A 20,054-nucleotide genomic window follows, 5' to 3' on the forward strand; every position below is an offset into this window, starting at 1 on the left:
TCCTGCGAGCTCGGGGTGGCACCCGGGCCGTTGCGGAGGTCGCCGTCCGGAGGCTGGCGCGTCCTCGCCCCGTGGGCCACGATCACTGTCTGGCCCCGGGCGGACGTATGAGACGTCTACCTGCGACCGCACTCCGGGGCCGTGCTCGCCGGGGCGGCGGACGGGGGACCCCGGGGCGCCGTCCCCGGCAGGTGAGGGCAGCCGGCGGACGAGCGCGGAGGTGCACGGTGGGCAGTGGTACCGGGACGGCCACCTGGGTCTACGACTTCAGCGAGGGCAACAAGGACCAGAAGGACCTGCTGGGCGGCAAGGGCGCCAACCTGGCCGAGATGACCAACCTGGGGCTGCCGGTGCCGCCGGGGTTCACCATCACCACCGACGCGTGCCGGTACTACCTCGAGCACGGCAGCACCCCGCCGGACCTCGGCGACCAGGTGACCGAGCACCTGACGGCGCTGGAGAAGGCGATGGGCAAGACGCTCGGCGACCCCTCGGACCCGCTGCTGGTGTCCGTGCGCTCCGGCGCCGCCGCGTCGATGCCCGGGATGATGGAGACGGTCCTCAACGTGGGCCTCAACGACGAGTCGGTCCGCGGGCTGGCCACCCAGTCCGGCAGCGAGCGCTTCGCGTGGGACTCCTACCGCCGGTTGATCCAGATGTTCGGCAAGACCGTCCTCGACCTCGACGGCGAGCTGTTCGAGCACGCCCTCGACGAGGCCAAGCAGGAGCAGGGCACCGAGTCCGACCTGGACCTCGACGCCGGGCACCTCGAGGACGTCGTCGGCCGGTTCAAGGCGATCGTCCGCGAGCAGTGCGGCCGCGACTTCCCGCAGGACCCGCGCGAGCAGCTGGACCTGGCCATCAACGCCGTCTTCGACTCGTGGAACTCCGGTCGGGCGATCCTCTACCGCCGCCGCGAGCGCATCCCCTGTGACGCCGGCACCGCGGTCAACGTCGTCGCCATGGTCTTCGGCAACCTCGGCATGGACTCCGGCACCGGCGTCGCCTTCACCCGCGACCCGGGCAGCGGCGAGCAGGGCGTGTACGGCGACTACCTGCAGAACGCCCAGGGCGAGGACGTCGTCGCCGGCATCCGCAACACCGTGCCGCTGCCCGAGCTGGAGCGGATCGACGAGGGCGCCTACCGCGAGCTGCTGTCGATCATGAGCACCCTCGAGTCGCACTACCGCGACCTGTGCGACATCGAGTTCACCGTCGAGCGCAACAAGCTCTGGATGCTGCAGACCCGGGTCGGCAAGCGGACGGCGGGCGCGGCCTTCCGGATCGCCACCCAGCTGGTCGACGAGGGCCTCATCGACATGGACGAGGCCGTCCGGCGGGTCACCGGCGACCAGCTGGCCCAGCTGATGTTCCCGCGGTTCGTCTCCGGCGGGGACGCCACCCAGCTGACCCAGGGGATGAACGCCTCGCCCGGCGCCGCCGTCGGCAAGGCGGTGTTCTCCTCGGAGACCGCCGTCCAATGGGCCGACCGGGGCGAGGAGGTGGTCCTGGTGCGGCGGGAGACCAACCCCGACGACCTCTCCGGGATGATCGCCGCCGAGGGCGTCCTGACCAGCCGCGGCGGCAAGACCTCGCACGCGGCCGTCGTCGCCCGGGGGATGGGCAAGACCTGCGTCTGCGGCGCCGAGGAGCTGCAGGTGGACACGAAGAACCGCCGCTTCACCGCCCCCGGCGGGACGGTCGTCGAGGAGGGCGACGTCATCTCCATCGACGGCTCCACCGGCGCGGTGTGGCTGGGCGAGGTGCCGGTCGAGGCGCCGGCCGTCGTCCGCTACTTCGAGGGCGAGATCGACCCGGACTCCGCGGAGGCCGACGACCTGGTGCGCAGCGTGCACCGCATCCTCACCCACGCCGACGAGGTGCGGCGGCTGGACGTGCGCACCAACGCCGACACCCCCGAGGACACCGCCCGCGCCCGGCGCTTCGGCGCCCGGGGGATCGGGCTGTGCCGCACCGAGCACATGTTCCTCGGCGACCGGCGGCAGCTGGTCGAGAAGCTGATCCTGGCCGAGGACGACGAGGGCAAGCAGGCCGCCCTCGACGCCCTCGCCCCGCTGCAGAGGCAGGACTTCCTGGAGATCTTCGAGGCGATGGACGGGCTGCCGGTCACCGTGCGGCTGCTCGACCCGCCGCTGCACGAGTTCCTGCCCGACCTCACCGACCTCTCGGTGCGGGTGGCCGTGGCCGAGGCGCAGGGGCACCCGGACGAGGCCAACCTGCGGCTGCTGGCGGCCGTCCGCCGGCTGCACGAGCAGAACCCGATGCTCGGGCTGCGCGGTGTGCGGCTCGGGCTGGTGGTCCAGGGCCTGTTCGCGATGCAGGTACGGGCCATCGCCGAGGCAGCCTGCGAGCGCAAGCGGGCCGGCGGCGACCCGCGGCCGGAGATCATGATCCCGCTGGTCGGGGCGGTGCAGGAGCTGGAGGCCATCCGCGAGGAGTCCGAGCAGGTGCTCGCGGCGGTGTTCCAGGAGTGCGGCGTCGAGCTCGACGTGCTCATCGGCACGATGATCGAGGTGCCCCGCGCCGCGCTCACCGCCGCCGAGATCGCCTCGTCGGCCGAGTTCTTCTCCTTCGGCACCAACGACCTCACCCAGATGACCTGGGGCTTCTCCCGGGACGACGTCGAGGCCGCGTTCTTCCACGCCTACCTGGACAAGGGCATCTTCGGCGTCTCGCCGTTCGAGTCGCTGGACCGGCCCGGCGTCGGGCGGCTGGTGGAGGTCGCGGTCCAGGAGGGCCGCTCGGCGCGGCCGGAGCTCAAGCTCGGCGTCTGCGGCGAGCACGGCGGCGACCCGGACTCGGTGCACTTCTTCCACGAGGTGGGGCTGGACTACGTGTCCTGCTCGCCGTTCCGCGTGCCGGTGGCCCGGCTCGAGGCCGGCCGTGCCGCGCTGGGAGCGGACCGCTCGGCCTCCTGAGAGAGGGCCCCAGCTCCGGCCTCCCCGCAGGGGCCCGCCGCGAGCCCGCGAGCGGTGGGGGGCGGGGAGGCCCTTTCTCCCGCAGGCTCAGGCGGAGGGCCCCTGCACCGGGGCCGGCTCGCGGGGGTGGCCCGGCACACCCGTCGCACCGGCTCGGAACCGAGGGCCCCGCGTGGTACCCATGACGCGTGGGCGTGCGCGCGGGGAGCCTGGTGGGCCGGGTGGTCGGCGCCCTGGTGCTCGCCGTCGTCCTGCTCGTCGTCTCCACCGCGACGGCGATCTGGTGGACGGCGCGGCAGGACGCGCAGCCGGCCTCCGACGCGATCGTGGTGCTCGGGTCGGCGCAGTACAACGGCGTCCCGTCGTCGATCTTCGAGGCGCGCCTGGAGCACGCCCTCGCGCTGTACGAGCAGGGCGTCGCGCCGGTGGTCGTGACCGTCGGCGGCAAGGCCGACGGCGACCAGTTCACCGAGGCGGAGTCCGGCCGTGCCTACCTGGCCGAGGCCGGGATGTCCGAGGACGCGCTGCTGGCGGTCGAGGAGGGCGTGGACACGCTGGAGAGCATGCGGGCCGTGGGGGCCGCGTTCGACGAGCGTGGCTGGTCCTCGGCCGTGCTGGTCACCGACCCGTGGCACGCGATGCGCGCCGAGCGGATGGCCGAGGACGCCGGCATCACCGCCGACAGCTCGCCGACCCGGCAGGGCCCGGCGGTGCAGACGCGCGCCACGCAGTTCCGCTACATCCTCCGCGAGACGGCCGCCTACCTGCTCTACCGGGCGACCGGCGAGAGCGTGGCCGGCGCGCCCGGGATCGGCTGAACGGAGGAGCCCGTGCTCGTACTGGGCAAGGCCGGCACGGCCGGCACCGAGAAGCGCGTCCTGCCCGTGCTGCGCGACGACGTCGTCGTCGCCACGCTGCAGGCGTCGAGCTGGAAGGAGGCGGCCACGGCCGTCGTCGGGAACCGCGAGTGGGTACTCGCCAAGGCCAAGCGCGAGCTCACCGGCCGGTGGGCGGCCGACCCCGAGGGGACGGCGCGGCTGCGCGCCCGCCAGACCTCCTTCTGGAGGGGTACCTGGGAGGCCGACCTGGAGGGGACGCCCGTGCAGGCCGAGGTGGTCTCGCGGTGGAAGGGCGGCCACCGCTACCGGTCCGGCGAGCGGGTGGTCGCCGAGACCGGGACGACCGGCGGCTGGTCGCCCCGGCCCACCCTGACCGCGGACGAGTCGCTGCCGTTGGACCACCAGGTCTACCTGCTCTGGCTGGCGCTGGTCATGAGCCGCCGCGACGAGGCGGCGACGATGGCCGCGGTCGCCGGCGGCGCAGCCGCGGCGGGAGGCAGCTGATGGCCGGGAAGGGACGCATCCGCGCCGCCGACATCGCACTGGTCCGCGAGCGGTCGAAGATCGACGAGATCGTCGGGGACCACCTGCAGCTGAAGCGGGCGGGTGGCGGCAGCCTCAAGGGGCTGTGCCCCTTCCACGACGAGAAGTCGCCGTCCTTCCACGTCACCCCGTCGAGGAACCTCTTCCACTGTTTCGGCTGCGGGGTCGGCGGAGACGTCATCTCCTTCATCCAGCAGATCGACCACCTGTCGTTCACCGAGGCGGTCGAGCTGCTGGCCGGGCGCGCCAACGTCGAGCTGCACTACGAGGACGACGGCGGCCGCCCCACCGGCGCCCCGGACCGCTCGCAGGCCGGGCAGCGGGCCCGGCTGGTCGCGGCCAACACCGCGGCGGCGGCCTTCTACGCCGAGCAGCTGGGCAGCCCGGAGGCCGCACCGGCCCGGCAGTTCCTGGCCGACCGCGGCTTCGACCGGCAGGTGGCGCTGGACTTCGGCTGCGGCTTCGCCCCCGGCGGCTGGGACGGGCTGACCCGCCACCTGCGCGGCAACGGCTTCACCCAGCAGGAGCTGGTGACCGCGGGCCTGGCCAAGGAGTCCAGCCGCGGCACGCTCATCGACCGCTTCCACCGCCGGCTGGTCTGGCCGATCCGCGACATCACCGGGGACGTCATCGGCTTCGGCGCGCGCAAGCTGATGGACGACGACCCCGGCCCGAAGTACCTCAACACCCCGGAGACGCCGCTCTACAAGAAGAGCAGCGTGCTCTACGGCATCGACCGGGCCAAGCGGGACATCGCCCGCCGTCACCAGGCCGTCGTCGTCGAGGGCTACACCGACGTCATGGCCTGCCACCTGGCGGGGGTCACCACCGCCGTGGCCTCCTGCGGCACCGCGTTCGGCCCGGAGCACATCGGCGTGCTGCGCCGGCTGCTCATGGACCAGGACGAGTTCCGCGGCGAGGTCATCTACACCTTCGACGGCGACGCCGCGGGGCAGGCCGCGGCGATGAAGACCTTCGCCGAGGACCAGCGCTTCGTCGGGCAGACCTTCGTCGCCGTCGAGCCCGACGGACGCGACCCCTGCGAGCTGCGGCAGGCGCACGGCGACGCCGCCGTCCGCGACCTGGTGGGCCGCCGGACGCCGCTGATCGCGTTCGTCCTCAAGACCACGCTGGCCGGCTACGACCTGGACACCGTCGAGGGCCGGGTGGCCGCGCTTGAGAAGACCGCGCCGCTGGTTGCGCAGATCAAGGATCACGCGCTCCGCCCCGCCTACGCCCGCCAGCTGGCCGGGATGATCGGCAACACCGACGAGTCCGAGGTGCTCGAGCGGGTCCGCCGCACCACCGGGGACACCGGTGGGCCGCCGCAGCGCGGCCGGCCGCGGACGCCGCAGAAGAGCCCGGACGACGTCGCCGTCGAGGTCGAGCGGGAGGCGCTCAAGGCGGCGCTGCAGAGCCCGGAGCTCGCCGGGCCGTCGTTCGACGCGATCCCGGTCGAGGCCTACACCGACCCCGACTACGCGGCCGTGGCCGCCGCCGTCGCCGCGGCCGGGGGGGCGGCCGCCACCCGGGTCACCGGCCCGGCCTGGCTCGACGAGGTGGCCGCGCACTGCACCCGGGCGAGCGCGACGGCGCTGCTGACCGCGCTGGCCGTCGAGCCGGTGCGCTCGGTCGGCGAGGCCGACGCCGGGTACGTCAACGCGGTGCTGGCCCGGCTGGAGGAAATGCACACCGTCCGCCAGGTGGCCGCGCTCAAGGGGCGGCTGCAGCGGATGAACCCCGTCGAGGCCGGCGACGAGTACATGAAGGCGTTCGGCCACCTGATGGCGCTCGAGCAGCAGGCGATCTCGCTGCGCAAGCGGGCGATGGGCGGGCTGGGCGAGTGACCCTGGTCGACCGGGTGCGGCGGCGGTTCACCCGGCCGCCGGAGCTCGTGCGCGCCGTGGTGCTCGCCTCGGCCGACCCCGACGAGCGGGTGCTGGCCTGGGGCACCCTCGTGCGCGACGAGGGCTGGCTGGTCGCGACCTCCCGCGGACTGCGCCGGGTGCCTGCGGACCTGCCGCTGCCGCAGGCGGGTGAGGTCGGCGTGCTGTCCTGGCACGAGGTCGGCACCGCGCGGTGGACGGCGACCGGGGACGGTGGGGGCCGGTTCGAGGTGACCCCGCTGACCGAGGTGGAACCCGGGGTGCAGGCGCGGTTGCCGGTGGAGCGGCACGCGCTGGCCGACGCGGGAGGCCTGCCGCCCGTCGTCCGCCGGCGGGTGGACCAGACCGTCGTCGCCAGCCGGCGCGCGCCGCTGCCCGGTGGGGGAGGAGCGCTCCTGGTCGCCCGGCGGCTGCCCGGTCAGTCCGGACGCGAGTGGACCGTCGTCTTCGACGACGATGCCGACCGCGCCGACCCCGCCGCACGGGAGGCCGCGCGGCAGAAGCTGGCCGAGGCGGTCGCGGCCGACCAGCCGAGCTGAAGAAGGACCCCCTGCCCCCCACCACTCGCAGGCTCGCGGTGGGGCCCTGCAGGGGGCCTGCTGCGACCGCCGCGGGGTTCAGACCCCGCCGGAGGTGTCCGGCGGCGGCAGCGGGGTGTTCGACGCCGGGGTGGTGGTGCCGGAGGCGGATCGGGCACGAGGGACGGAGCCCGCACCGGACGTCGTCGAGCGGTCCCCGGAGCTGCCGAGACCGACCCGGGCCTTGGCCGAGTTGAGCACGCCGTCGGCGCGGGCCTGCGCCATGCCGGCCAGGCCCTGCAGCTGCGGGTTGTCCTTGGCCTGCTCCCAGGCGCGGCGGATCTGCTCGTAACGCTCCGTACCCGCCTTCGCGCCGAGGACGTAGCCGGCACCGAAGCCGACGAGGAAGGACAGCTTCGCCATGGCGAACCTCCAGGTGAGACGCAGGAGCAGGAGTGAGCACGGTAACCGTGGGAGCGTGTGCCGCGCGACGCGGCGAGCCGCCTGCAGCGCCCTCGACGGCGTGGGGTAGCCTCGTCCCTGCGCGCGGGCACGCCCGCCGATCCCCCGTAGCTCAATTGGCAGAGCATGCGACTGTTAATCGCAGGGTTATTGGTTCGAGTCCAATCGGGGGAGCAAAGCTCCAGCTCAGCGGCTCGTGGACGCTTCCAGGCCGGAACCAATATTCGCCCGAGTCGCAAGGAACCCGTGATCTCGGGTGCGCGGCGGCGCTGGGTGAGACCTCGGATGGGCTGTGGACACGGGCCTGGTTAGCCTCACGAGCGCTGCCGGGACGCCGGTCAGTGAGTGACTTCCGTCGCGTAGATGCCCGGCAGTGAGGAGTCACAGGGAAGGGCTCGGGCGTACGGCACTGCGGAGCTCGGCGGATGACCGCGGGGGTTGGGGCTGGCGGTGCCGCGGCCTCTCGAGGACGGCCCGCTTTAGTCATGATGGCAATGTCGCGCTGGCTGCTTGGCCTGCACGTGCAACGCGGATCAACAACGACCAACCACGCCAAGATCAAACCGCAGGTCTATTGGTTCGAGTCCCGGAACGAGCCCGTCTGGCCGGGGCGTCCATCGTCAACCGCCCTGCGAGCCGGGCCAACGAGCCTCGACGTGGCTGCCACCGCCGCTGCCAGGCCTCCGGTCGTCGTCCGGAAGCACGTGCGCGGCGGCGGTCCGGTTCCACCGGCGTGGGCCGGATGCGGGCGGTGTCACGTCCCTGGCTCAGACGGCTGCGGGTCACGGCGGGGTTCGCGCCGCGCCGGATCGCGGGCCAGCACGGCGCGGCGCGCGCGGTCGGCCGGGATGGCCACCAGCCGCTCCAGCGGTCCCTGACCCATCCACCGGTTCCACAGGACGGCGAAGAGCAGTGCGCCGATCACGAGCCCCAGCCAGAGCGCGAGGAGGTCGTCGGTCGAGACGAAGGCCAGGACGACCGCGTGGGTGGCGTAGACGGTGAGGGTCATGGAGCCGGCCAGGGCCACCGGCCGCAGCAGGCGCTGAGCAATCCGCAGCCTGCACAGCAGGAGCACGGCGCCGAGCACGGCGACCGCCGAGCCGAGGGTGCCGAGCATGTCCAGCGGCGTGCCGGAGTGGTGTACCCGCTGCGCCAGCCACCACCACGAGTGCACCAGGTCCCCGTCCCAGACGACCTCGGTCGCAGTCGTCCCCGGCTCCGAGGCGGCCAGCAGGGCCGGCAGGCCCCCGAGGCGGAAGACGAGTAGCCAGGAGAGGAACCACGCGGCGACCGCCAACGCGAGTCCGCCGACGAGCAGCCGGACGGCGATCCTGGTCGAGGAGAGGTCCAGCCGCCCGATGGCCAGCCCCACGCAGATGTAGGCCATGTAGGTGACCGCCGGGAAGACGCCGGTGACGAGCACCAGGAGAAGCAGGTCGACCGGGTCGGTGAACGGCGAGGTCAGCGTCGGCAGCGGGTCGAACTCGTCCTCCAGGCCCAGGTTGTGGGCTGCCATCAGGACCAGCGGGCTCGCCACGACCAGGGCAGCAGCGATGCCGACCAGCATCCGCGGCCGCAGGCCGATCAGCGGGATGGCCAGCAGGAAGAACATGCCGTAGAAGGTCAGGATCATCCCGACCATCTCAGGGGAGACGTAGCCGAGGGCGAGGCCGAGGACACCGATCAGGACCGCGCGGACGGCGATGTTCGCCCGGGCGGCTCGCCGGGCCGTTCCCTGCACGGGGCGGCGGCCCCCCGAGATGAAGGCCAGGCTGATACCCGCCACCATCACGAACAGCGTCGCGGCTCGACCGGTCACCGTCATACCGGTCAACGTCAGCCTGCCGTCGTCTCCGATCACCTCCCACACGTTCGTCGCGAGCATCGCGAGCAGGGCGATCCCACGAGTGACGTCGACGCCGAGGAACCGGTTCCTCACGGGCGCCGAAGCGGTCGTGGCCGAGGCCGTGCCGGTGGACTCCGTGTGCGCGTGCGCCATCAGGACCGCCTGTCGGGTGGGGGGCGACGCAGTCCCTCGGTCTGTGCTCGACCGGACCGGTGACAAGTGCTCCAGTCGCGGCAAGACGTGGGACAGATGCCGCGGTCTCCGTTCCGTCCATCTCCGGATCGCCGCATCCTCCCTGTGCCGGCTCCCTCCGGACGCGGTTTCACCGACCTTTTGCGTTGTTTTTGCCTTATCTCCCGCGTCGTGGGCCACACCCTCGCGCTGTGCCCGCGGACGAGGTCCGGGAACGGCCGGGTGATACCGACGTCAGCAAGACACCGGAGGCCGCTACCACGACACGGTGGCGGCTGTCGGTCCTCGCCGCGCGGTCAGGCCACCCATGACACCCGAGCACCGCGCCCTGCCTGCCGTCTGATGTGAGCAGGCGACCCCGGACGAGGGCGTGCGTGCTGACACCCCACGGATGGCCCCGAGGTCTCGTATCCCACGCCCACGCCCGCCGCCCAACCGTGTCCGGCCGTACCGAGTCGGTGCGCCGAGGCGGTGATCGACGGGCGGTCGATCCGCGCGTTCTGGTCGAGCTCAACGTCTCCCGCCGCCCGTATCAGGCCGCCGCGGATCCGCTCAGCACTGTGACAGCGTTGGAGGCCAGCGGCACGGACCCCGAAGCCTCCCGCCGCGGACGGAAGAGGGGGCATGGTGCTCGTCAGCAGTGTTGGCGTCATCGGTCTGGACCCTGTGGGCGGTACCGTCGCCCGCCGGTTGCTCGATCAGGGACTCGAGGTCACTGCGCACGACCCTGATCGCGGGACGGTCGCGACGATGGCCCTGACGGGAGCGACACCAGCGCGGATCCCGGCGGACGCGGCCGAGCTGGCCGATGTGGTCTTCGTGCACGTGCCCGACGAGACCGCCCTGGAGGAGGTGCTGTTCGACCTCGGTGGAGTCGGTGAGACCCTGCGCGACGGCGGCTTCGTCGTCTCTGCCTCTGCCACCGACGCCACGTTCATCCTCTCGGCCGCCGAGCGACTGGCTGTGCTGGGCCTCAGGACCGTGGAGGCGTGGTTCACGGGCCTCTCCGGTGGCATCCCCGACACCGTGCTCGTGGGTTGCACTCCTGGAGAACTGGAGGCGCTGACCCCGGTCCTCAGGATGGTCGCCACGAACGTCGCGCACATCGGGCCGCTCGGGTCGGTGTCCGAGCTGAGGTCAGCGGTGACTGCCCTCACGAGGGTCCGGCCGCTGCTGTCCGAGGACGGGTCGAGCGCTGCTGCTGGCGAGCTGCTGCGGGTCCTGACGGGGCCGGTCGGCAACGTGTCCCGCGGCTCTGCGCCGAACGGGCGCAGTGACCGCTCTGCGATGCAGCCGACTCCACCACCGGCGCGTGTCCCCGTGGACTCCTCCATCGATGGCCGCCCGGCGCCGGACGCGCGGCAGCGCGTGGAGCGAGATCGAGCGGGGGCCGGCGCACCGCGACCCCGGGCTCCTCGGTGAAGTCAGCGTCCCCCCGACTGGGGCGGGCAGATCCTCCTCCCTCCACGCGCCCGGTCGGCCGGCCGCGGTGCGTGCTCTCGCTGTGGTCGGTGGGCGGGGAGTCGCACGCTCCTGCGGCGTGAACGCCGCGAGGGGACCCGGTCGCCGTCCTGGACCCTCTGCCGGTCCTCCCCGGCTGCCGCGCAGGACCGTGGCGGCCAGGCCGGCTGGCCTCCCGCAGGAGGAAGGGCTGCAGCCTGGGGTGGTGGCGGCGACCAGCGCCTCGGCGTCCGTGCCGGCGGTGACGACCACGGTCCCCCGGAAGTCGTCGGCCCTGAGGTGCTCGGCGCTGGTCGTGACCGGCCGGCTACGTCGTCACCTCTGTGACACGGAGTCGTGTCGTCGTGGGACCGTGCAGAGAATCCCGTTGGACTCTTGTCCCGCGACAGGCCCTCTGGTTCCCTCATGCGAAGTCGGTCTCGGATGACGCAACACTATTAGGGAGTGTCATGGAGCAACCGCGTAGTCGGCCAACCTCGCCCTCGGGCCACCTGAGCCAGTCAGAGGTGGGTGGAGCTGCTCCCCCGCCTTCCGGTGGCGCCGTCGGAGCGGGGGAGGAGCGCTCCACCGTCGATGCCGCGGACGTGTGCGCAACGGGGACCCACCCCGCCATCGCCGAGCCGCCACCCTGCGTCGCGGACCGGCACTGGGCCGTGGACCGGGTCCTGTTCGCCGTCGCCGCCGTCATGGCACTGGGCTTCGTGGTCTGGGGCTTCGCCACCCCCACGGGTCTGGGAACCGTGAGCGGTTCGGTCCTCGGCTGGGTCACCGGGAACCTGGGCTGGCTGTTCGTGCTGCTGGCGTCGGCGTTCGTGATCTTCGTGATCTGGCTGGCGGCCGGCAAGTACGGCCGGATCCCGCTGGGACGGGACGACGAGCGGCCGGAGTTCCGCACCATCTCCTGGATCGCGATGATGTTCAGTGCCGGCATGGGCATCGGGCTGATGTTCTTCGGGGTCGCCGAGCCGCTCTCGCACTACGTCGCGCCGCCGCCGCTCACGGCCGAGCCCGAGACGTCGCAGGCGATCGAGACGGCGATGGCGACCACGCTGTTCCACTGGACGCTGCACCCGTGGGCGATGTACGCCGTCGTCGGGCTGGCGATCGCCTACGGCACCTTCCGCCGGGGACGCCGCCAGCTGATCAGCTCCGCCTTCGTCCCGCTGCTCGGCCGGCGGCGGGCTGAGGGCCCGATCGGCCGGGTCATCGACGTCCTGGCCATCTTCGCGACGCTGTTCGGGTCGGCGGCCTCCCTCGGCCTCGGCGCCCTGCAGATCGGCAGCGGGGTGGAGATCCTCGGCTGGGCCGGGGACCTGGGCAACGGCTTGCTGGTCGGGATCATCGCGGTGCTCACCGCGGCCTTCGTCGCCTCGGCCGTCTCCGGCATCGAGCGCGGGATCCAGTGGCTGTCCAACACCAACATGGTCCTGGCCCTGGTCCTCGCGGTGTTCGTCTTCCTCGTCGGCCCGACGATCTTCATCCTCAACCTGATCCCCGACGCGCTCGGCAGCTACTTCTCCGACCTCGGCGACATGGCCGCGCGCACGGAGGCCACCGGCGGTGACCCGATGGCCACCTGGCTGCGCGGCTGGACGGTCTTCTACTGGGCCTGGTGGATCAGCTGGACGCCGTTCGTCGGTCTGTTCATCGCCCGGATCAGCCGCGGCCGCACCATCCGCCAGTTCGTCACGGGCGTGCTTCTGGTGCCCAGCCTGGTCAGTCTGCTGTGGTTCGCCATCTTCGGCGGCGCCGGGATCGCCGCCCAGCGCGACGGCGTCGACGTCGCCGGCCAGGGCACCACGGAGGGGCAGCTGTTCGCCGTCCTGGGGCAGTACCCCCTGGCCACCGCCGCGACCGTGCTCGTCATGGTCCTCGTGGCGATCTTCTTCGTGTCCGGTGCGGACGCGGCCTCGATCGTCATGGGCTCGCTCTCGCAGCGCGGCACCCTGGAGCCGAGCCGCTCGGTCGTCGTCTTCTGGGGTGTGGTGATGGGCTCCGTCGCCGCGATCATGCTGCTCCTCGGCGAGGACGGCGCCGCCCTCACGGGGCTGCAGAACCTGACGATCATCGCGGCGCTGCCGTTCGCGCTGGTCATGGCGGCGATGGCCGTCAGCCTCGTCAAGGACCTGCGCCGCGACCCGATCGTCCTGCGCGGCAACTACGCCAACCTGGCGATCGAGCAGGCCGTCGTCGACGGCATCAGCCGCCACGGCGACGACTTCGTCCTCGTCGTGGAGAAGACGCCGAGCCCGGCGGCACGGGACTCCGCGGCCGCGCCGGAGCGGCCGGCCCCGGAGGCGGGTGTCCAGCCGTCGGTCAGCCCCAACGGCAACTTCGTGGTGCCGGAGGGGACCGCCGGCCGCCCTCCGCAGACCCAGCCGAGGGCGGAGGTCATCGGCCGCCCGCTGGACCCGCGCGACTGAGCGGACCCCCGCTCGCGAGGCTCCCGGCGGGACGTGCAGGGGGCCGGCCGGCGGGGAAGAGCCTCCCGGCACCGGAGCTTCGGCCTGCCGCTCCGGCGCCGGGAGGCTCCGCCGTGTGGGCGGTGCGCCCACCGGGCCCGGTGCGGCCGGCGCTGCCCGGTCGCGGCGCCGCGCGGTGGGCGACATCGGGGGTCGGTGCGGTCGGCCGCCCCGAGGGGTGTGCCGCCAGACCGGCCCGTGCACCCAGGTGCGCCGGCCGCACCCCCGGACGCCGGACGGCCCGGCCGCGGGCGCTCGCGCTGGGGCCACCGAGGCCGGGGGCCGGGCTGCGCGCCCGTGGCCGGGGGGCGGGGGAGCGGCCCACTGCGCGGGGGCGACCGGTGTCGGTGGACCACCGCCGCGAGCCCTGGCCGCGCACGTCCGGCTGCGGCGGGCAGGGCTCGCTGACCCGGTGGGCCGGGCGGGCGGATGCGTGGACCGCAGTCAGCGGTGCGACGGCGGTCCGAGGACGGGCGACCCGACCGCCGGGCGGTCCTGTCGCGGCGGTCGGGGCCGGTCGGCGGTCAGGACGCGGTCGGCACGGCCGCGCGCAGCTGGCGGCGCCAGCGGGTGAACAGCCGGGGCTGGTTCATGCCGAGGACGGCGACGGGCCGTTCGTCGCGCTCGTAGACCACCAGGAAGCTGCGGTCGGCGCAGCTGCCCTCGACCACGCGGGCGACGTCGCCCTCGCGGCGCGACCCCGCGAACTGGATGCGGGCCCCGTACTGGTCGGACCAGAAGTAGGGCACGGGCGTCGGCGCCGGACCCCCGGCGCCCAGGAGGGTGGCGACCGCGGTGGCCGGCTGCTCGAGCGCGTTGGTCCAGTGCTCGATGCGGACGTGCCGCTCGGCAGCGGCCGACCACGCCGCGGCGCAGTCGCCGACCGCGACCACGCCGGGGATGTTGGTGGCGCCGCGCGCGTCGGTGAGGACGCCGTTGCCGAGGGCCACGCCGGAGTGGGCCAGCCACTCGATGTTGGGCGTGGCGCCGATGCCCACGACCACCACGTCGGCGGGCAGCCGCGTGCCGTCGGTGAGCTCGACGGCCTCGACCCTGCCGGTGCCGACGAGCCGGGCGACCCCGGTCCCGGTCAGCAACCGGGTGCCGTGGTCGCCGTGCAACCCCGCGCAGACCGCGCCCATGTCGGCACCCAGCGGGCCGGCGAGCGGGATGGGCTGCGTCTCCACGACGGTGACCTCCAGCCCCAGCTTGCGGGCCGTGGCGGCGACCTCCGCCCCGATGAAGCCGGCGCCGACCACCACGAGGCGTCCGGCGGCGGCCAGGTCCTCCCGCAGCGCGATCGCGTCGTCCAGGGACCGCAGCACGTGCACGCCGCCGAGCCCCTCGCTGCCGGGGAGGCGCCGGGCCCGGGCGCCCGTGGCCAGGACGACGCCGTCGGCCCGGACCTCGCTGCCGTCGTCCAGCTGCACCGAGCGGCTGAGGTGGTCCAGCCCGACCGCGGTGGTCTGCAACCGCCACTCGAGGCCGAGGTCCTCGTCGTCGGGCGCGCCCAGGGCGATGTCCTCCAGCGAGGCCGTGCCGGCCAGGAAGTCCTTGGACAGCGGCGGGCGGTCGTAGGGGGCGTGCACCTCGTCGCCGATGACGACGATGCGGCCGTCGTAGGACTGGTCGCGGAGCGCGCGCGCAGCGGAGAGGCCGGCCAGGGAGGCCCCGACCACGGCGATCGTGGAGCTCACGCGACGCCGTCCGCGGTGGTCCCCGGCTGCACGTAGACCATGCCGTCCTGGACGACGACCCGGTGCGTGCGGACCGGCGTCTTGGCCGGCGGGCCGGAGACCTTGCCGGTCCGCAGGTCGAAGCACGAGGCGTGCAGGGGGCACTCCACCGCGCACCCGTCGAGCCAGCCGTCGGCCAGCGAGGCGTCCTGGTGGGTGCACGTGTCGTCGATCGCGTAGAACTCACCGTCGACGTTGAAGACCGCGATGGGCTCGTCGGCCTCGACTCGGGTCGCCTCGCCGGGCGGCAGCGCGGTCGTGGGGCAGACCGGGATCATGGGCGCTCCTGGCTGACTGGCGTTGCGTCCTCCGCAACGATGTGCCGATGGCGCAACAAGCATGACGGGGTGCCGTGGTGGCGTCAAGAGCGACGGCCCGGCCCGCGCGGTCGGCCACCTACGCTGAGGTCATGAGTGGGCCGCAGGGTGGGAACGGGGAGCGGAGCTCGGTCGCTGCGGTCCAGTCCGTGGACCGGGCGCTGAGCGTCCTCGAAATCCTCGCGGCGCACGGGGAGGCCGGCGTCACGGAGGTGGCCGCCGAGCTGGGGGTGCACAAGTCCACGGCCTTCCGGCTGGTCGCCGTGCTGGAGAGCCGGGGCTTCGTCGAGCAGCTGGCCGAACGGGGCAAGTACCGGCTGGGCTTCGGCGTCGTGCGCCTGGCCGGTGCCGCCGCCGCGCAGCTGGACATCGCCCGGGAGGGGCGCCGGGTCTGCGAGGCGCTGGCCGCCGATCTCGAGGAGACGGTGAACATCGCCATCCTCGACAGCGACCGTGCGGTGAACGTGAGCCAGGCCCGCGGACCGGCGGCGCTCAGCACGCACAACTGGGTGGGGCAGAGCACCCCCCTGCACGCCACCTCGAGCGGCAAGGTGCTCCTGGCGCACGCGCCCGACGCCGTCCGCAAGGGCGTGCTCTCCCACGACCTGCCGCGCTTCACCGCCGCGACGATCACCGATCCCGAGGTGCTGCAGCAGCACCTCGACCTGATCCTCGAGCAGGGTTGGGGTGCCACCGCCGAGGAGTACGAGGTGGGGCTCAGCGCCGTCGCCGCGCCCGTCCGTGGCGCCGACGGGGACGTGGTGGCGGCGCTCAGCGTCTCGGGGCCGTCGTTCCGCATGGGGGCGGAGGACTTCCCGAGGCTCGCCCGGCAGGTGGTGGCGGCCGCCGAGGAGATGAGCCGGCGGTTGGGCTTCTTCGGCTGACCCTGCTGGCTCGCCGACCCGGCGGGCGTCCTGCCGGTGATCGCGCCCGGCGCTGGCCTCGCCGTGTCCCACGGGTCCGCACCTCGGGCTCCCAGGTGCCCCTGCGGCTGCACCGGTCCCCGCGTCGGTCCGCGACCTCGCGCTTCAGAGGTACTGCTGTGTCGGCGGACTGTTGCGCAGGACGCGACGCGCTGTGTAATGTGCAACACCTCGGTCGTCCTGAGCCGGTTGGCGGACGACGACCGTGGTCGACACAGAGCCGCGTTGCCCGACTCCTGGCGTGTCCCTCCCCAGCGCCGGATGGAACCCCCGAGGTGCCGTATGACCACCACCGACCTGCCCGCGAGCCTCATCTCCACGCTGCCGGGCCAGTACTACACAGACCCGGCCATCTTCGCCCTCGAGCAGACCCGGGTCTTCGAGACCATGTGGTTCTGCGCGGTGCGGTCGGCGGACCTGCCGACGCCCGGGAAGTTCCGGAAGGTCCAGGTCGGCCGGGAGAGCGTGCTGGTCGTCCGCGGCCGCGACGGGCAGCTGCGGGCCTTCCTCAACATCTGCCGGCACCGCGGCGCGCAGATCTGCACCGAGGACTCCGGTGAGGTTAAGCGGGCCTTCCAGTGCCCGTACCACGCCTGGACCTACGACCTCTCGGGCAAGCTGGTCGCGGCGCCGAACCTGACCAAGATGCCCGACATCGACCGCGTGCAGTACGGCCTGGTGCCGGTGCACCTGCGGGAGTGGCTCGGGTACGCCTGGGTCTCCCTGGCCGATCAGCCCCCGTCCTTCGAGGACGACGTCATGGGCGCCATCGCCGACCGCCTCGGGAGCCTGGACTCCATCGACCACTACGAGCTGGACTCGCTCACGGTGGGCCGCCGCATCACCTACGACGTGAAGGCCAACTGGAAGCTCATCATCGAGAACTTCATGGAGTGCTACCACTGCGCGACGATCCACCCCGAGCTGACCGAGGTGCTCCCGGAGTTCGCCGACGGCTACGCCGCGCAGTTCTTCGTCGGGCACGGCGCGGAGTTCGGTGAGGACGTCCAGGGTTTCACCGTCGACGGCAGCGAGGGCTTCGACAAGCTCCCCGGCGTCGACGAGGACCACGACCGCCGCTACTACGCCATCACCGTCCGGCCGACGGTGTTCGTCAACCTGGTGCCCGACCACGTCATCTTCCACCGCATGTTCCCGGTGTCGGTCGACCGGACGATCGTGGAGTGCGACTGGCTGTACACCCGCGAGGTGGTGGAGTCCGGCAAGGACGTGTCCCGGTCGGTGGAGCTGTTCCACCGGGTCAACGAGCAGGACTTCGAGGCCTGCGAGCGGACCCAGCCGGCCATGTCGTCCCGGGCCTACGCGAACGGCGGTGTCCTCGTCCCGTCCGAGCACCACATCGGCGAGTTCCACCACTGGCTGACCCAGCGCCTGTCGGACTGAAGGGGGCACCCTTCCCCCGCCCGCTCGCAGGCTCGCGGCGGGACACCGCAGGGGCCGATCCGGGACGGGGCAGGGAGGATGACGTCCTCCCTGCCCCGTGGCCGTGCGGGCGTGATCCGGGCAGGGCCGGTCACACGGCGACGTAACCGCCGTCGGCGGGGACGACCAGGCCGTGGCGCGCGAGTCGTTCGAGGTGCAGCAGAGCGGTCCTGCGTTCGACGGCCTCGACGAACGGCAACCGGACGTGCGGCCGGTACACCAGCCGGTGGGCGACGACGTCGGCGAGCGTCCGTGGCTGTCGCAGCAGCTCCAGCAGCGTCTCGTCCCGGCGGTCGACGACCGCGGCGAAGCGGTCCAGGGCAGCGAGGAACGCCTGCCGGTCGTCGAGCACGCCGACCTGGTGCGAGGTGCCGTACCAGCGGGCCTCCACGTCGCGGAGTCGTCCCATCGACGTGAGGAGGTCGTCGAGGCTGCTGGAGAGGTCGCCGTAGTAGGGGCCGAAGGACGTCAGGTCGATGTCCCCGACGAACAGGAACCCGTCGGGCTCGACCAGCAGGCCGCAGTGGCCGGCGGTGTGTCCGGGCAGGTGGACCACCGTCACGGACCGCCGCCCGAGGTCGAGCACCGCGCCGTCGTCGACGGTGCCCACCCGCTCGTGACCGGTCAGGCCGAAGGTCTCGTGCAGCTGCCGGCGGAAGAGGTCCGCTTCGGCAGCCGTCATGCCGAACCCCGCGAGGAGCCTCCCGGGGTCGCGGACGGCGGCGACCTCCGCCGGGTGGGCGACGACCGGCACCTCCGGGGACACGTGCAGCCCCGCGACGTGGTCCTCGTGGGCATGGGTGACGGCGACCAGCCCGACGTCGGCGGGCAGTCCACCGCGCCGGCCGACCTCGATGGACGGGTCGACCAGGACGGTGCCCTCCGTCCCGCTGACGAGCAACGAGTTGGCGGCCGGGTAGCGCCCGCCCTCCGCCGAGGTGAGGAGCGTGACGCCCCCGTACTGCAGATCGGCCCCGCCCATGCCGTCCCCCCGGTCGTCCGGCCGTCCTTCCGCCGCTCGCTGCACCCCCGCTACCCGGTGCCCGCGTCGGACAGCCGGGCCAGCCACTCCTGCCGCCACGCCTCCGTCCGCGCCACCTCGTTGAACGTGAAGAAGTGGAAGCCCTGGAGGTCGGGCTCCGGCCGGCCGAGGGTGGGCGCGAGGCCCTCGACGAGACAGTCGGGCCGGTAGCCGTGGGGCAGGAAGAAGCGCCAGAACACGCTCTGCTGCTTCGCCAGGAACCGGGCCGACTGGCCGAGCCCGAGCCCTGCCGAGAGCCGCACGAGCTTCTGCCGCGTCACCGCCCCGGGGAGACCCACCCGGATCGGCAGGTCGACGCCCCGCTGCCTGACCTGTCGTGCCCAGGCCGCCGTCGTCGCGGCGGAGAAGCACAGCTGCGTGATCACGTGCGTCGCGTGCGGGGCCTTCCGCTCGAGTGCGCGTTCGATGAGCTCCGGGTCGATGTGCCCGTGCCCCTCGGGATAGCCGCCGATCCCCACGGTCTCGAAGTGGTGGCCCGTGGTCTCCAGTGCCTCGAGCAGGCTCAGCGCGTCGGGGAACGTCCCGGTGGGCTCGGTGGCGTCGCCCCCGACGACGAAGACGCCGGACACCCCGGCGGCGCGCAGGCGGGCTACGACGTCGGCCAGCTGGGCCGCGTCCCGGACCAGCCGGGCGGCCAGGTGGGGCGTCGCGGTGAACCCGTGACCGGCCAGCCGCTCCGCCAGCTCGAGGGTGGGGACCAGACCCTTGGCCTCGGTCACCGTCACGGTGAGCGGCACGGTCCGGGGGACGTGTTCGACGACCGACTCCTCGGCGCCCCGCAGCGGCAGGACCTCGTAGCTGGCCGCTCGCAGCGCCCGCTCGAGCGCGGTCCGGGCGCCGCGCCGCGTCGGCGGCCCGTCGGCGGGGGGTGGTGGCCCCGTCATTCCCACCGGTGAGCCCACGAGGCCGCTCACTTGTCCAGCACCACGACCGAGCGCAGCACCTCGCCGCGGCGCAGGTTGTCGAAGGCCTCCTCGACGTCGTCCAGGCCGATGGTCTCGGTGACGAAGTCCTCCAGCGGGAAGCGGCCCTGCCGGTAGAGGTCGACCAGCATCGGGAAGTCGCGGCTGGGCAGGCAGTCGCCGTACCAGCTCGACTTGACCGCCCCGCCGCGGCCGAAGACCTCGATCAGCGGCAGGGTGATGGTCATGTCCGGGGTCGGGACGCCGACCAGGACGACGCGGCCGGCCAGGTCGCGGGCGTAGAAGGCCTGCTCGAACACCGCCGGGTGGCCGACCGCGTCGATCGCGACGTCCACCCCGAAGCCGCCGGTGGCGGCCTTGATCGCCTCGACCGCGTCGGTGCCCTTGCTGTTGACGGTGTGGGTGGCGCCGAACGTCCGCGCCCACTCCAGCTTCCGGTCGTCGATGTCCACGGCGATGATCGTGGTCGCGCCGGCCAGCTTCGCGCCGGCGATCGCGGCGTCCCCGACACCGCCGCAGCCG

Annotated in this window: 16 protein-coding genes and 1 tRNA gene; 10 read left to right on the top strand and 7 right to left on the bottom strand. The window is 73.3% G+C overall.

Annotated features, from left to right (window positions below):
* The first annotated feature begins 227 nt into the window (after positions 1-227).
* The 5 genes from ppdK to BMW27_RS11975 all read left to right on the top strand — a co-directional run bounded on the left by ppdK (position 228) and on the right by BMW27_RS11975 (position 6,746).
* A complete protein-coding gene (gene ppdK / locus BMW27_RS11955) occupies positions 228-2,939 on the top strand; it encodes a pyruvate, phosphate dikinase (protein WP_091444160.1) in 2,712 nt (903 codons plus the stop codon).
* 188 nt (positions 2,940-3,127) lie between these two features.
* Positions 3,128-3,757 (top strand): YdcF family protein, encoded by a 630-nt coding sequence (locus BMW27_RS11960; RefSeq protein WP_245743502.1) that lies wholly within the window; start codon positions 3,128-3,130, stop codon positions 3,755-3,757.
* 12 nt (positions 3,758-3,769) lie between these two features.
* Positions 3,770-4,282 carry a hypothetical protein gene (locus tag BMW27_RS11965; RefSeq protein WP_091444163.1) on the top strand — a complete coding sequence of 171 codons (513 nt, stop codon included), beginning with the start codon at positions 3,770-3,772 and terminating at the stop codon, positions 4,280-4,282.
* Positions 4,282-6,168 carry a DNA primase gene (gene dnaG, locus BMW27_RS11970; protein ID WP_091444168.1) on the top strand — a complete coding sequence of 629 codons (1,887 nt, stop codon included), beginning with the start codon at positions 4,282-4,284 and terminating at the stop codon, positions 6,166-6,168. Before BMW27_RS11965 ends, dnaG begins: the two co-directional genes overlap by 1 nt.
* Positions 6,165-6,746, top strand: a complete 582-nt coding sequence (locus BMW27_RS11975) for a hypothetical protein (protein WP_091444170.1) — start codon at positions 6,165-6,167, stop codon at positions 6,744-6,746. Before dnaG ends, BMW27_RS11975 begins: the two co-directional genes overlap by 4 nt.
* A 78-nt stretch (positions 6,747-6,824) precedes the next feature.
* Here BMW27_RS11975 and BMW27_RS22920 read toward each other — a convergent pair whose 3' ends face one another.
* The gene (locus BMW27_RS22920) at positions 6,825-7,148 is read right to left on the bottom strand and encodes a hypothetical protein (protein WP_091444174.1); all 324 of its coding nucleotides are present in this window, start codon (positions 7,146-7,148) and stop codon (positions 6,825-6,827) included.
* A 140-nt stretch (positions 7,149-7,288) separates the two neighbouring features.
* Between BMW27_RS22920 and BMW27_RS11985 the strand changes: the two genes are divergently transcribed.
* Positions 7,289-7,361, top strand: a tRNA-Asn gene (locus BMW27_RS11985).
* A gap of 580 nt (positions 7,362-7,941) precedes the next feature.
* Here BMW27_RS11985 and BMW27_RS11990 read toward each other — a convergent pair.
* The gene (locus tag BMW27_RS11990; RefSeq protein WP_175486486.1) at positions 7,942-9,126 is read right to left on the bottom strand and encodes a heparan-alpha-glucosaminide N-acetyltransferase domain-containing protein; all 1,185 of its coding nucleotides are present in this window, start codon (positions 9,124-9,126) and stop codon (positions 7,942-7,944) included.
* A gap of 723 nt (positions 9,127-9,849) precedes the next feature.
* Here BMW27_RS11990 and BMW27_RS11995 point away from each other — a divergent pair.
* Both BMW27_RS11995 and BMW27_RS12000 read left to right on the top strand, forming a co-directional pair.
* Entirely contained in the window at positions 9,850-10,647 is a 798-nt protein-coding gene (locus tag BMW27_RS11995) for an NAD(P)-binding domain-containing protein (protein WP_091444181.1), read from the top strand.
* A 623-nt stretch (positions 10,648-11,270) separates the two neighbouring features.
* Positions 11,271-13,109: a BCCT family transporter gene (locus tag BMW27_RS12000; protein ID WP_245743503.1), complete on the top strand. Its 1,839-nt coding sequence runs from the start codon at positions 11,271-11,273 to the stop codon at positions 13,107-13,109.
* 563 nt (positions 13,110-13,672) lie between these two features.
* On the opposite strand, the gene BMW27_RS12010 is transcribed toward BMW27_RS12000, so the two are convergent.
* A complete protein-coding gene (locus BMW27_RS12010; RefSeq protein WP_091444190.1) occupies positions 13,673-14,845 on the bottom strand; it encodes an NAD(P)/FAD-dependent oxidoreductase in 1,173 nt (390 codons plus the stop codon).
* Positions 14,842-15,162, bottom strand: coding sequence for a bifunctional 3-phenylpropionate/cinnamic acid dioxygenase ferredoxin subunit (locus tag BMW27_RS12015; protein WP_091444194.1), 321 nt, complete (start codon positions 15,160-15,162; stop codon positions 14,842-14,844). The genes BMW27_RS12010 and BMW27_RS12015 overlap by 4 nt, the downstream gene beginning before the upstream one ends.
* A 131-nt stretch (positions 15,163-15,293) precedes the next feature.
* Here BMW27_RS12015 and BMW27_RS12020 point away from each other — a divergent pair, with 131 nt between their 5' ends.
* Together BMW27_RS12020 and BMW27_RS12025 are read left to right on the top strand one after the other, a co-directional pair.
* Positions 15,294-16,085, top strand: coding sequence for an IclR family transcriptional regulator (locus BMW27_RS12020; RefSeq protein ID WP_091444198.1), 792 nt, complete (start codon positions 15,294-15,296; stop codon positions 16,083-16,085).
* A 321-nt stretch (positions 16,086-16,406) separates the two neighbouring features.
* Positions 16,407-17,528, top strand: coding sequence for an aromatic ring-hydroxylating oxygenase subunit alpha (locus BMW27_RS12025; RefSeq protein ID WP_091444203.1), 1,122 nt, complete (start codon positions 16,407-16,409; stop codon positions 17,526-17,528).
* Between the two features lie 130 nt (positions 17,529-17,658).
* Here BMW27_RS12025 and BMW27_RS12030 read toward each other — a convergent pair whose 3' ends face one another.
* From BMW27_RS12030 to BMW27_RS12040, 3 genes are all read right to left on the bottom strand, one after another.
* A complete protein-coding gene (locus BMW27_RS12030) occupies positions 17,659-18,549 on the bottom strand; it encodes an MBL fold metallo-hydrolase (protein WP_091444206.1) in 891 nt (296 codons plus the stop codon).
* 50 nt (positions 18,550-18,599) lie between these two features.
* Positions 18,600-19,523: a methylenetetrahydrofolate reductase gene (locus BMW27_RS12035; RefSeq protein ID WP_245743504.1), complete on the bottom strand. Its 924-nt coding sequence runs from the start codon at positions 19,521-19,523 to the stop codon at positions 18,600-18,602.
* Positions 19,520-20,054: zinc-binding dehydrogenase (locus BMW27_RS12040; RefSeq protein ID WP_139206889.1), on the bottom strand; the 535-nt coding region annotated here is incomplete at its 5' end. The genes BMW27_RS12040 and BMW27_RS12035, both read right to left, overlap by 4 nt.

This window comes from Geodermatophilus poikilotrophus (assembly GCF_900111455.1).
Taxonomy (GTDB): Bacteria; Actinomycetota; Actinomycetes; order Mycobacteriales; family Geodermatophilaceae; genus Geodermatophilus; species Geodermatophilus poikilotrophus.

Coding starts and splice junctions, on each gene's coding strand:
- BMW27_RS11995 (WP_091444181.1), top strand. CDS start 9,850: ATGGTGCTCGTCAGCAGTGTTGGCGTCATCGGTCTGGACCCTGTGGGC.
- BMW27_RS12025 (WP_091444203.1), top strand. CDS start 16,407: ATGACCACCACCGACCTGCCCGCGAGCCTCATCTCCACGCTGCCGGGC.
- BMW27_RS12015 (WP_091444194.1), bottom strand. CDS start 15,162: ATGATCCCGGTCTGCCCCACGACCGCGCTGCCGCCCGGCGAGGCGACC.
- BMW27_RS22920 (WP_091444174.1), bottom strand. CDS start 7,148: ATGGCGAAGCTGTCCTTCCTCGTCGGCTTCGGTGCCGGCTACGTCCTC.
- dnaG (WP_091444168.1), top strand. CDS start 4,282: ATGGCCGGGAAGGGACGCATCCGCGCCGCCGACATCGCACTGGTCCGC.
- BMW27_RS12020 (WP_091444198.1), top strand. CDS start 15,294: ATGAGTGGGCCGCAGGGTGGGAACGGGGAGCGGAGCTCGGTCGCTGCG.
- BMW27_RS12030 (WP_091444206.1), bottom strand. CDS start 18,549: ATGGGCGGGGCCGATCTGCAGTACGGGGGCGTCACGCTCCTCACCTCG.